Genomic DNA, 12,545 nt, shown 5'->3' with positions numbered 1-12,545 from the left:
AACCGTTTCCCAATCTTTTTCTTCAAAACAAAGTCAATTAATCATTATATAAATGGTAGTTTTCTTTTGGTTTTTTTGACCAAAAAGCCTAATATTTCTCTCAGTGATGGCTCTCGTTGAGCAGATTCTTTTTGTTCTAACCAATTAATTTCTGTTTCATAGCCACTATTGTCAATTTCATTAAAAAATTTTTCTTTCCATATCTGATTAATTTTATCTCTTTGTTTTTCAGGAAGTGAAGAGGCGCTCACTTTAAAGTCTCTAGGTATTTCAATATTCAAAAAAGATGTGACATCAGAAACAGTTAAATTCAAATCTTTAGCAAAGTCTTCATAATAAACTTCTATATACTGGCATCTTCTCCTAGCAAACAGAATTTCCCAGCAAGCATTTTCTCTAGCAATTAATTCGCAGGCTTTTTCAATTAATTGACGATTATAAATCGGCTCCTGAGTTGGATTAACTGAGGAAATAGCTGAACCAGTTGTCCACATTTTCGCTAAAGAAACAGCTTGAGCAATTAAGTCTCTTCGACGTACAAAAATAAATTTGCAATTTGAAGAAAAAAAATCTTCAAATTTATGCCTTTGCATAATTTTTTTAAATTGACGATAGCTTAACTTACACCCAAAGCATCCGTTAGGGCTAGTTCGATGACGCTGAATCTCTCGATAGGTGTCAAGAATTCCCTCAGTTCCAAATCTTTTTTGCCATTCAGGAAGATTAACTGGATTAAAATACTCTAGGGGGAAGCCAAGTACATTGGTCTGTTTTAGAGTATGTCCGAGAAGATGACTTCCAGAGCGAGGGGTATAGCAAATTATATAGTCTTGCCAAACTGCATCCTGTTTTGGGAAATCATGATGCTTCTGGAATTGTTCAAGATACAAAGCCATAACTAAAGTGATTGATGCCTAAAAAATAAGAAGGTTTCTTCTTGGTTGTTTTTGAGTATAACAGAAGAAATTAGATCGGTTTGTATTGTCTAAGAGGTTTAAGGGGATTTCCATCGATCTAAACTGACTACGATGTCACTTACCATTAGTTTTAAGTTATTCTTGATCTGATAGCTTCCGGAATTTCTATGAGGAAATGGAGTATTGGGAACAGGACAGTCAAGAAAGCCACATAGTTTTTCCCACCCATCACTTGCCCCCCAGTTCACCCGAAGAAAATCCTCGCGTCCTTCAAAATAGCTTAATACCTCTTGGCGATGTTGATTGTAGCGCTCAACAAATCTTCTGGTGGGGGGAATCTTGAAAAGGGGTTCTCCATTTCTTAACCACATCGCTCGGTCACTATGAGCAACTTCATAAGGATTTCGCTCAGTATAAATAAATAAGGAGCCAGGAAACCATTGATCGAGTAGGGGATAAATATACATGAAAGGATAATCAGCAAAAGCATCGTATGCTTCGACTTTTTCTATAATTGATTTTTTATACTTTTCAAAGTGATGAAGATTTGGATTCCAAGCATTGTTATAAATTTCACCCTCTGTTATCCAAGGACCATTAAACACACTAAATCCCAAATTACTGAGAGCCCGACCTAGAGTAGTTGTCCCAGTTTTGAACATCCCAATACCAAAAATTTTCATTAACTGACTCCAATTTAATTTCTACAGCCTACAAAACTATTTAGAGCGAGAGAAAGTTCTTTTAATTTTTTGATTGACTCTAGTAAAAAAACTTTGATGATTGCGTTCCACGACAAATCCAAGTTTGTCATAAATTGACATGACATGAGGCCATAGTGTCGAATTATTAGGGCAGTATCCTTGTTCCGCCTCAATTTCTGAGATTAGTTCAATCAAATAATCCTTGTTAGAGCTGGCGACAGTCCGCGTTTTTTCGTTAAACCAACTCCGGTCATCGCCCAAATGAAAGGTTAATTGTTCATCTCTAATTTTTTCAAAAGGATGACAAAAAGCTGCACAATTCAAAAGCAAAATTCTATCAAACCAAGCAGCTCCCACAAATACTGGTTTGAGATTTAGTTTATCAAAACTGTTATAAGCAAAGACAAAACAATCGTCTCCAGGATGCTTGGATCCGACTTGAGCATACATTTCTTCAAGAGAAGTTAAGTTTTCAGGGATCGTCCGACGGGTAATTGATAGCGCATTATTTCCTTCCTTTAATTTTTCAGCAACTCGCACATAAAAATACGGTTGCAGCGCAATATCTATATTTGAGTAAATTAGAGCTTCTTCATCTTTTATAGATTCAATTCCTCGCTCGATAATATCAGAGATTAAAGGTAGTTTACGCTTATCTAAAAATTCAGGATAATCAAGAGAAGATGTTTTCAAATCTCTTGTTGCCTCCATCCAATCTGGTACAACTTTTCTATCTTCGGGGAACTGAGCAGATAAAAGACGTACTTCTACACCCCGTTTAGAAGCATAATCTTGTGCTCGGTATAGAGATTCTAAAGTAATTAACTGAGCTCTTTCATGCTCTGAACCTTTGGTAAAGTTAACAGGATTAATAATGTGAGCGAGCTTCATAGGATTTAGGCACTAATCATTTTTACAGTTTAAATTTATGTGTTTTTTGAAGGACTAGCAATTATTTAGAACTAGGTTTTCCCATTACTGATCTCAGTACAAAAGTGATTTCCACAATTTACTAGCATCTCAAATCACTCCAAGTTAAAACATGGAATTAATTCTCCAGAAATGACTCGGCTTTTCTAGTTTAGAAGCGATTCGAGGAAAGAAAAGTTTTAATAAATAATCTTTCCTAAAAAGTCGGTTAAGGATGGGTTTGGTTTTTAGGGTGTTATATAAATTCACTCTCTTTTTAAGGCTTGCATAATCTTTTTGATAAAAATCGCACAGATCACGCCAATAAGATGAGGAATAATTTTGAATAATTTTTAACATTTCTTCCTTTCTTTTCCTACCACCACTACTGGTTTTATGTTCAGGATGGAAACGATAAATTGAAAAAAAGCTAGGAACACACTCGAAATAACCCTGTTGAGAAGCTCTGATATACCAATCCCAGTCTAAAACATAGTTATACTCTTCATTCAATGGACCAGCGGCATCCCATAAACAGCGAGTCCAAAATGAAGAGGGTTGAATAATCGGATCTCGGTAAGTTAATTCAGATAAATCTTTGAGGGGATGTGTAATATAAGAACTACCACTAGTGGCTTTACCATCATTATCTTCTTTCATTATTAAAGCAGAGCCATAGATCAAAACATTTTCTTGAGTACGGTTTTTCAATCGCTCTCCCACCTCAAGCAGTGTTCCTGGCAAATACATATCATCAGAATTCAGCCAACAAATAATTTCACCAGAACTCAATTTAACACCTTGGTTAATTGCGTTCGCTTGCCCTTTATCTCTTTGAGAATGCCAATAAGAAATGTACTGAGAATACTGCTTGATTACTTCTATTGTATTATCTGTGCTGCCACCATCTAGCACTAATAATTCGAGTTGAGGATAGTGCTGACCAATCACAGATAGAATTGTTCTTTCAAGAAATTTTCCTTGGTTATAAGAAGGAATAATAACCGAAATTTTTGGATATTCTTTCAAACCATTCATTAGGATAAACCAACCTTATTGAGCAATCTCTAAAAAACGATAAGCAAAATTTTGGACTTCTACTAGGTTATTTTCTTTGGCTCTCTTTTCCTGTTCATAGTCGGGACCAGGTTTGAGTTTGTCCCACCAATCAGCAAGAATGGGAGCTAATTTGTCTGGAGAATTTCGTTCAAAAACTTTATGATTAGGGGGATTCTGCTCTAAATTCACTTCTAAATCAGACATAATGATAGGTTTTCCCAGACAACGGGCATCTTCAATCACAGTACTCCACCCTTCAAACAAGGAAGGTTGAATAACTGCTAATGATCGCCTCATCAATTGGATTTGATCGAGTCTTGGAATTAAACCTAATAAATAAACTTGATGTGCTAATCCTGAACAATGAATTAGTTCTAGAATTTGATCAATATATTCAGGCTTTCTATAATCATTGACGTGTCCAGTACAAACAATAATTGGTTCTATTGAGTGCAGTTTTAGAAACTTCATCGCCTCTAGTACAACCAAGTGATTTTTGTGCTGCCAAAATTGGTTACTAATCAAGAAAAATTTCTGAGGCAGATGATACTTCTCTTGAACTTTTTTGGGCTCTAGTTCATACCAATTTTGGAAAGGGACAGTTTTAAAGGATAAGACTTCAGTTTTGGCTTTACTATTTGGAAAAAAATTATCAAAATCTTTCTTTGCCGTTTGGCTACTAAATACTACTTTATTTGAATATTCAGCTATCTTTTTAAAATTTTCATCACGTCGCTGAATTTCAGCATTACTGAAAAAATCAGGTAAATATTTGTGTTGAAAGTCATAAATCCAAGTTGCTGAATTATATGCTTTTCCTTGGGTGTCTTTAGAAAAATAAGGATAAATAAAATCAATTTCTTGTTGATTCAAAAAACTATCTAATTGAGGATTATTTTGATTATTAAAAATCTTTAAAATCTTCCAAAATAATCGGTTTAGTAATGTGGCTGCTTTAAAATCAGTTTCTCGAAAGAAAATCTTATCAACATAAGGTTCTAGCTCTTTAAGAGTATTGATTTCTGATTTATTTCCAATTAAGAATATTTCATATTGATTACGGACTTCGCTCGGTAAATGAGCCAATGCTAAGACTAAATTTTTAGTATATTGAATTCCCCCAATCCAGTTGCGATTTCCAAGCACATTGATCGCAAGGCGTTGTTTTCTCGTCATACTCCAATTAATTCCGCTTTACACCACGTTGCAAATGTTTTTATCCCGTCTTCTAAGGAAACAGAAGGGGAAAAATTCAAGGCTTTAAGTTTCGCAATATCTGCTTGCCAGTTCAAAGGTGTTCCCATAGGAACAATTCCATCAAATTCTATTGGCTTATCGCATTCTAAGACATCTCGCACAAGTTGAGCCAGTTCTGCAATTGTGACTTCTCGACCACTGCTGAGATTATATACTTCTCCTGTTGTAGGAGCAGCAGTCGCAATGGTCATGAGGGCTTTGGCAATATCTAAGGCATGAATAAAATCTCGGCTTTCTTCTCCTGTTCCTTTGAGTTTAATACTGTCCTGAGTAATGGCTTTCCGACAAATATCCCAAATAACTTGACGGCGTAGCCCTGGACCATAAGCGGAAAAAATTCGCACGCTGGCAGTAGGCAAGCCATAAATTTTGGTAAATTCTAAACACAATTGTTCGGAATGCCATTTATGAAAGCCATAGGGAGAAATGGGTGCAGGAGATTGTTCTTCTGTAACTGGCAATGATTCTGGATTCCCATAAACAGCGGCACTAGAGAGAAAAATAAATCGGCATTCTGGGGAGATTTGACGTAAGGCGTTGAGAACTTCAAAAGTTAAAGTTGTGTTCCCATGGAAGTCAGCAGCTGGTTCAGTGACTGAAAGTGAGACTGAAGCCCGTCCAGCACAATGAATACAAACTTGAGGAGGGTTCTCTTTCAAAATAGAAAGTAATTCAGGGCTTGGCAGTTGGAGGCGATGATAAGCAGTTAAGTTATCAATAGGGGCATTTTCTGGCGGGGAATTATCAATTCCCAGCACTGACCACCCTTGTTCAGAAAAGTATCGGGCGACGTACCTTCCGAGAAATCCTGCAACACCAGTTATGAGGATTGCTCTTTCTTCTGAAATCATTTAAATGCTAAAAAAGAATAATGACGACCTGGAGTTTGAGATTTTCGTGACAAACTTTGGGTAACTAATTTTTGAATTTGTAAATTAGAACTGAGTACTATAGCTAGTTTTTTTCCAAAACGACGAGCTAATATAGAAACGATTTCATCTTTCAATTGTTCTCTAGTTTTAGGAAAATAGTTGATCTCACTCTCAAATGGGCCAATTGATGTTTTTAATTTTAAATTGGCTGCTCTAATTGCCTCTTGATACTCTTGGAGTAAATAAGCATATTCTCCACCATAGAGATGATGTAGAGGGTGATTATCAAGAAATGTTTGGAGGTCTTCTTTTTTAGATATAACGTGCTCTCGCGTTGCAAAAAATATCCCCCCTGGCTTGAGAACTCTCGCAGCTTCCTGACAAAATTCTTTGAGGTTTTGGGCGTGATGGAGAACAGCCCGACCATAAACAATATCAAAGCTATTATCTGGAAAAGGTAAAGTTTCAGCATATTCAGTCGCTAGTTCAATTGATAAGCCAGTTTTCGCAATTAGAGATTCAATTGCTTGATATCCAACAATTGGACTGGGGTCAGGTTCCAGTGCTGTAACTTGACATCCTATCCTTGCAAAAGCATAGCTAGATATTCCTCGACCTGCTCCCAAATCTAAAACTTTACTGGGTAAATACGGAGAAATTTTTTGTTGAAGAGCTTCCCATTCTTGGCTTTTGTAAAAGCGTTCTGCTGCTTCTTCGATCGGATCGTCATAATAGCAAAATTTAACAAGTTGTTGTTTGTCTGGGTGATTTTTTAACCAAGTAACTGCTTCTTCCCAGCTAAGTAAAGAATCCTTCATATTTTTTGAAATTAAATGATTTGATACAATTGATTGTTATGCTTCTTTGAGTAAAATTTGTTTCAGTTTCTTTTTCAAACGATTAATTAGACTTAACTGGGATAGCTTATTTCGGAGTTTCCTATTCTCTTCAATGCCTCGTTCGACTTGATTTTCTAAGATTTTTATTCGCTCTGTTTCTTTTTCAAGAAGAAAATTGTCTGGATTGGAAAATATATTCTTAGCCATTTCGTCAGAGATTAAAACTATGTCATAAATTTCGGGAAATGGTATTCCAATACGTTCAACAATTTCCAAACTCACTTTATCAATAACTGTTATATAAGAATATTCGTCTTTCTTAGCGGTTTTACGATTGGCACTTTCTCCAACATAGATATAATTCTCATCATAAGTTAAGCCTCTAGTAAATCCCTGAAGTTGAATTATCTTTTTTTCGTTGCATTCTGTTTGAACTACTAATGATTTCCTGTGGGAATCACAAATTACCCAACGATTATCAATAAATCTAGGAGTATGTGGCCCAGAAAGTCCAGTCATGACCTTCTGACCCGATTTCAAGTTCATAATAAAACCTGTTTGATTAGATTGACCTAACCATCCCCGATGACTTTGAAATTCTCCAAAGGCGGAAAGATACAAATCGCCTTCCACTGGAAGGAGACAATTAAGATGCCAAGCATCTCCTTCACCTTCTGCTTTCCATTTCTTTAAAAATTGACCATGGGAATCAAACCATAAAACTTCGTTACTTCCAGTAGCAACACATACAATGGTATTGTTTTCGATTAGAATATCGTGAACATCTACTGTTTCAGGTAGTTTGAGATAAAATTTCAAGCCTTGATCATTATACCCAACTATCGCTTGCTTAGAGCGTACAAAACGGTACAACATGGAGTAATTCTGGTAAAGTCCAGTACAATCCATTTTATCTATAACGAGAGCTTCCTTATTTTTAACACAAACGAAACCGCCTGTCCCAATTCCAGAATCAGCGTAAGCACCTACGCAAGAAACAATAAAATTTTTGTCTTTATCCATCTGCTTTACGTATTAAATATAGTTCAGTCTTTTGAGTGCTTCTCCATGAAGCTTTTTAAATTGCTCCATAGTAGCAGAATCAAAAAACTTTTTCCATTCACTAACTTTTCCTTGACGAACAAAAGAAATATCTTTACTTGATTTTGATAAAGCCTCTGCTAAATGAGGATTATATTCTGCTAAGTTACTATAATTTTCTGGATTCCAAACTTTTTTCATATTTGTCATTCTTGATGCTTCAATCGCTTGTTTGAGCTTTTCTTCTTGGAGCGGGAATTTCATAAAACTGAGGATTCTGGAAAATTCCTGAGATGTATCTGCCTTCAAGTCTTCATATCGTACTAGCAAAAAATCTTCGGGAGCATTATCGAGCCAAGAGAATACATGATTGCTCCATGTAGAGTAACTATCAAGACTACCATCATTAAATCTCTCCAAATATTCTTGGAAACTCATATTTTGAGATATTTGGTTGAATTTTAAACAATGAAAATAGTATGAAACAGCAACACTTCTCCCATCTCTGACTAAATAAATAACTTTCTTGTATTGGTTAGTAAAAGGTTTATGACTTTTTATACATCTAGGACGTTTAATTTTATCCCAATTTTTCTGGGTATGAATATCAGGAACTAACAAATTATGATTTGTTAAATTACATTGGTTATTACTAATATAATTGCCAATTAGATAACGAACCCAAGTATTTCCTGATTTTGGATATGATACCAAGAAAGTATCATCAGGATAGATCGTAAATTGTTGTGGTTTATTTTGATGCTTAAAAGCAGATTTGATTTTATTTTTAAAATCTTTGGGATATATGATTTAATTATTTGCATTAGTTAAAAATCCTAACAGCTGAAATTCCAATAACATAACATATCAGAGAATTTTTCATTCAAAGCTCTTACAGTATCTGGTTTTAATTCCTCTAAATACTGCTTACTCTTTCCTGAACGTTTATGCTTTGTTTCATCCTTAGTGGATTGAATAGGAGAAGCCTTGGATGCTAACTGCTCTATTTCTTCTGAAGGAAGAGAAATATCCAGATAGTTTGTTATTGTTTGAATGAAGCCAACGGTATCACTTTGAAAATCATCATACTTAAGATACACATATGAATCAGAGGTTTCAAGTAGTTCTTGATATTTTGAATACCGAGTTAGCCAATTCTTCGCTTCACTGATTACATAATCATCTATGGTTTGTTGTTGTATGGCTTCTCTTTTAATTCGATATCTTTCCCTTGCCTTAGAGTTTTTTGGCCAAGCATGAGTAAAGCCGAACGAATAATAAGCACTTACTAAAACATCTCTCGGATCTCGTAAAAAGAAAATATGCTTGAAGTGATGTCTTTCCGGAAAATCAACTGGAACTCTTAAAGGGGCATAAATTTCACCCCTTCTAAAAAATAGACGGTCGCCAGTATCTTGTAAAAAATTGCCCAAGAAGTTTGGTTTTTCTTGATCCAGATCAATATTATCTCCTAATTGCCAAATTGCTCCTGCATAATCTTTTAAGTTATAATTACTATTTCTAGTAATTGCTCTAAATAAAGGAGAGATAAAACTGGAAGCACATTTATGAGTGGTAAAAAATAAAACAGAAGGAGGCTTTTCTAAAGAATGTTTAGCTTCTAAAATAACTTTTTGGTCTGCAGTATATTCTTCACCCTTGTCCTTCAAGATCCCCTTTGTCAATCCAGCCTTATGCAATTTGTTTTTAATGATGGTTGGGATATAAGATTTTAGTGTTTGCATATCTATCTATAAAGAACCTTTTTTTGAATAGAGTTCAGAAATAAACAATTACTGAGAAATGCTATATTTACCGATGACTTTTTTGACTTTTTGTTTCATTACTCGTACCACCCTTTCTTTCCACTTTAAAGCCATTATCCAATAGCACTGTAGTATGATATGTATCGGCATTTCTGTTTGACGAATAATATTTTGAAACCATTGCTTTTCCCACTGCCTATAACGTTGTGGTTCTTTGTCAGATCGTGATAAAGTAAATCCGACTTTAATCCTCTTATCTTCTATTTTTGTCTTATTTAACAATTGAATTGCACACTCTTTTTCCTCGATATTAGTTTGTAAAATCAATAATAGAGTAACTTGACTAGTGCTTTTTCTTTGGAAATTGGAGATAATATCTAAGAATTTATCCGCTTGATTCAGCATTTTGAGTAATGTATCTTGAACAGTAACTGAATGATCTTTCTGATGCTCTTCATTATAATTTTTATAGTAAATAAAATGTAATTTATGATTAGACTTAATCAGTGTTTGAAACCGCTCTATTCTACGCAATAACTTTTCATGTTCTTGGCGATCTTCCATGGGATTGGAATGCATATGAATAATTTCAGGGAAGTTTTTATAGACCACCACTGGGTGAGGCAGCCTGTAATGACTAGATCGACAGTAGGCATCCTCAGAAGATACATTCATAAAATTATATTTAATGATGTCATTGACAGCAGTTAGTCCAGCATCTAAATTCCATAACCAATCAAATGGATAAGCCTTTTTTCGTAGTCCCAGTTTATTTAGAATCATAGCCGTATCACAGCCAGCACCGAGCGAGATATAGTGGTGTTCCATGATTCAATCCAAATTTTTACGATTTACTTTTCCCTGTTTTTGATTTTATTTTAGGACAACCCGTTTTCATCAGCGCGATCGCCGTTGTCTATGATAGGAAGTTGGTGAGAAGTGGTTGTTTTTGTGCTTTTTGAGATTGTGCAACCATATCTTTAATTTTCCTTTACGGTAACCAGTTTTCATCTAAAACTTTTTCTAAGGGCGCGATCGCGCTTTCAGGAAAATGCTCTAACGGAAGTTGGGACTTATCGCTGACGATTTCTTTAGCATCTTCGTAGCATTGTACTGAAATATCATGCAAATAATTTTTGAGGCTCGGGCTATCTTCTAATTCATCTCGAATCTGTTTCCGAAAATTGCGAATTTCACCTTTCCAATGAGATTGATTTCTCTCCCATTCACTCTGCCAGTATTTAAATTTCAACAAATGTTCCCATAAATTTCTGAGGAGACTTTTCAGTTTCTTTTTTTCACGCCGACCCAAATCTGATATTTCCTCAATTAAGTTCTCCCAATCAATCGCTTCCAAATTCTGATTTTGCAGTTGCTTAACCGTTTCTACCACCCAGAGATAGTAATCCGATTCATAGAGTTGTTTTTGTGCTTGTTGAGATTGTGCAACCATGATTTTTGAATTTTACTTGAGTGTAACCCGTTTTGATCTAGCATTTACTTCCTTCTGTGAATTAAGGAGTTTTACCGAACTGCTCAACCAGGGCTTGATGTTCCGAAGAACTGATTCTTGAGTTGAGCACGGATAGCATCTGTTGCATCTCTCCCGCCAACAACGCCGACACATTCAACCATAACCCACGGAAAAAGGGACTTTTCAAAATTCCTGATTCATCTGGAAATAATTGCTGATAGATTTCTTCTGTCCCAATCTGCCACCGAAATTCCTGATCTTCGACTAACCCAATTAAATATATAAGCTTAGCATAACTTACGGTAACCAGTTTTCATCTAAAACTTTTTCTAAGGGCGCGATCGGTTGTTTGGGAAAGGTATTTGGGGAAAGTTGAGAATGTTTAGAAGCTAATTTACAACCATCTTGATAGCATTTTTCCCACTTTTCTTTCAGATGATTGTTCAAGCTCGGACTATCTTCTAATTGTCTCAGAATCTGTAGTCGAAAGCTGGTGATTTCTCTTTCCCAATGTCCACGATTCCTTTCTTTTTCTGATTGCCAGTATTGCAAGATGAGCAAATGTTCAAACAACTTGATGAGTAAACTTTCTAGTTTTCGTTTCTCTCGTTTACTCAAATCTAAAACCTCATCAATTAGATTCTCCCAGTCAATTGCTTCAAAATCTCGATTTTGCAGCTGCTTAACCGTTTCTACGACCCAGAGATAGTAATCCGATTCATAGAGTTGTTTTTGTCTTTGTTTAGATTCTGCAACCATTGTTATTGACCTTTACTTTAGTTACGGTAACCAGTGTTCATCTAAAACTTTTTCTAAGGGCGCGATCGCGCTTTCAGCGCAGGTATTTAGGGGAAGCTGAGAGCGTTGAGAGGCAAGTTGTCGGGCTTCGGCGTAACATTGAGGATAAATTTCGTCCAGATCAGGTTTTAAACTGGGACTATCTTCCAATTCGTCTCGAATCAGTTGACGAAAGTTCGTAATTAATCAGTTTGACGCAACTGATCAACAAAGGCTTTATGTTCTGAGGAACTGATTCCTGAGTTGAGCACGGATAGCACCTGTTGCATCTCTCCTGCCAACAGTGCCGACACATCCAGCCACAACCCTGGAAAAAAGGGACTTTTCAAAATGCCCGACTCATCCGCTTGTTGTTCCTGATAGGTTCCTTCTGTCCAAATATTCCACCGAAATTCTTTGTCTTCTATCAACCAAACTAAATATTCCCGTACCCCATTGCGACGGTAAACCTGTAACTTATCGTATAAATCATACGACGCGCTACTGCTCGCAATTTCTACAATTAATTCTGGTGCGCCTTCAATATAATCATCTTCACTAATCCGAGAGTTTCCCACCACTGATTCCTCCAGACGTAGCAGGGCATCGGGTTGCGGTTCATTATCAAAGTCTAATCTGACTGTTGTGTTATCACAAACCATTAAATTAGGCGTAGCAATCTCATATTGGATGAGCCAACCAATCATCCAACTGTGAGGTCTGCCATGTCGGGTCACTCTAACAGGAGAGGGCATATAAACCATTCCTTCAACTAATTCGGCTTTTTTCACATTCCGCATTTGATGATACCGACGTTCAAATTCGTCACGGGTCACGCGATCGCCGTTTTCTAGAATTGGAAGTTTTTGAGAAGTTATAGGAAAAGATATCATAACCCAATCTCCTGTCAGGCTCTCTTTATCATAACGT

The 12,545-nt window shown here is 36.0% G+C and carries 15 protein-coding genes; all 15 read right to left on the bottom strand.

Annotated elements, in window-relative coordinates; translation table 11 throughout:
- Window positions 1-44: 44 nt before the first annotated feature.
- Window positions 45-896 carry a Stf0 family sulfotransferase gene (locus tag PCC7418_RS13695; RefSeq protein WP_015226782.1) on the bottom strand — a complete coding sequence of 284 codons (852 nt, stop codon included), beginning with the start codon at window positions 894-896 and terminating at the stop codon, window positions 45-47.
- Window positions 897-994: 98 nt separating this feature from the next.
- Window positions 995-1,600, bottom strand: a complete 606-nt coding sequence (locus PCC7418_RS13690; RefSeq protein ID WP_015226781.1) for a sulfotransferase — start codon at window positions 1,598-1,600, stop codon at window positions 995-997.
- Between the two features lie 36 nt (window positions 1,601-1,636).
- Complete coding sequence (locus PCC7418_RS13685) at window positions 1,637-2,512, bottom strand: hypothetical protein (RefSeq protein ID WP_015226780.1); 876 nt, start codon at window positions 2,510-2,512, stop codon at window positions 1,637-1,639.
- A gap of 144 nt (window positions 2,513-2,656) precedes the next feature.
- Window positions 2,657-3,568 carry a glycosyltransferase family 2 protein gene (locus tag PCC7418_RS13680; RefSeq protein ID WP_015226779.1) on the bottom strand — a complete coding sequence of 304 codons (912 nt, stop codon included), beginning with the start codon at window positions 3,566-3,568 and terminating at the stop codon, window positions 2,657-2,659.
- 15 nt (window positions 3,569-3,583) lie between these two features.
- Entirely contained in the window at window positions 3,584-4,765 is a 1,182-nt protein-coding gene (locus tag PCC7418_RS13675) for a glycosyltransferase (protein WP_015226778.1), read from the bottom strand.
- Complete coding sequence (locus tag PCC7418_RS13670; RefSeq protein ID WP_015226777.1) at window positions 4,762-5,697, bottom strand: NAD(P)-dependent oxidoreductase; 936 nt, start codon at window positions 5,695-5,697, stop codon at window positions 4,762-4,764. The genes PCC7418_RS13675 and PCC7418_RS13670 overlap by 4 nt, the downstream gene beginning before the upstream one ends.
- Window positions 5,694-6,536, bottom strand: a complete 843-nt coding sequence (locus PCC7418_RS13665) for a class I SAM-dependent methyltransferase (protein WP_015226776.1) — start codon at window positions 6,534-6,536, stop codon at window positions 5,694-5,696. Before PCC7418_RS13665 ends, PCC7418_RS13670 begins: the two co-directional genes overlap by 4 nt.
- 36 nt (window positions 6,537-6,572) lie before the next feature.
- A complete protein-coding gene (locus PCC7418_RS13660; RefSeq protein WP_015226775.1) occupies window positions 6,573-7,580 on the bottom strand; it encodes a DUF4915 domain-containing protein in 1,008 nt (335 codons plus the stop codon).
- 12 nt (window positions 7,581-7,592) lie between these two features.
- On the bottom strand, window positions 7,593-8,333 hold the full coding sequence (locus PCC7418_RS19925) for a sulfotransferase domain-containing protein (RefSeq protein WP_255348283.1): 741 nt from the start codon (window positions 8,331-8,333) through the stop codon (window positions 7,593-7,595).
- A gap of 101 nt (window positions 8,334-8,434) precedes the next feature.
- Window positions 8,435-9,343, bottom strand: a complete 909-nt coding sequence (locus PCC7418_RS13650) for a sulfotransferase domain-containing protein (RefSeq protein WP_015226773.1) — start codon at window positions 9,341-9,343, stop codon at window positions 8,435-8,437.
- 48 nt (window positions 9,344-9,391) lie between these two features.
- A complete protein-coding gene (locus PCC7418_RS13645) occupies window positions 9,392-10,192 on the bottom strand; it encodes a DUF1796 family putative cysteine peptidase (protein ID WP_015226772.1) in 801 nt (266 codons plus the stop codon).
- Between the two features lie 163 nt (window positions 10,193-10,355).
- Window positions 10,356-10,817 carry a DUF29 domain-containing protein gene (locus PCC7418_RS13640; protein ID WP_015226771.1) on the bottom strand — a complete coding sequence of 154 codons (462 nt, stop codon included), beginning with the start codon at window positions 10,815-10,817 and terminating at the stop codon, window positions 10,356-10,358.
- Window positions 10,818-11,135: 318 nt separating this feature from the next.
- Window positions 11,136-11,597, bottom strand: a complete 462-nt coding sequence (locus PCC7418_RS13635) for a DUF29 domain-containing protein (RefSeq protein ID WP_015226770.1) — start codon at window positions 11,595-11,597, stop codon at window positions 11,136-11,138.
- Window positions 11,598-11,618: 21 nt separating this feature from the next.
- Window positions 11,619-11,819 (bottom strand): DUF29 family protein, encoded by a 201-nt coding sequence (locus PCC7418_RS13630; RefSeq protein ID WP_216086749.1) that lies wholly within the window; start codon window positions 11,817-11,819, stop codon window positions 11,619-11,621.
- Window positions 11,819-12,508: a Uma2 family endonuclease gene (locus PCC7418_RS13625; RefSeq protein WP_015226769.1), complete on the bottom strand. Its 690-nt coding sequence runs from the start codon at window positions 12,506-12,508 to the stop codon at window positions 11,819-11,821. Before PCC7418_RS13625 ends, PCC7418_RS13630 begins: the two co-directional genes overlap by 1 nt.
- Between the last annotated feature and the right edge of the window lie 37 nt (window positions 12,509-12,545).

Source organism: Halothece sp. PCC 7418, assembly GCF_000317635.1.
Classification (GTDB): Bacteria; Cyanobacteriota; Cyanobacteriia; order Cyanobacteriales; family Rubidibacteraceae; genus Halothece.
This window is presented reverse-complemented; position numbering and strand designations above follow the sequence as displayed.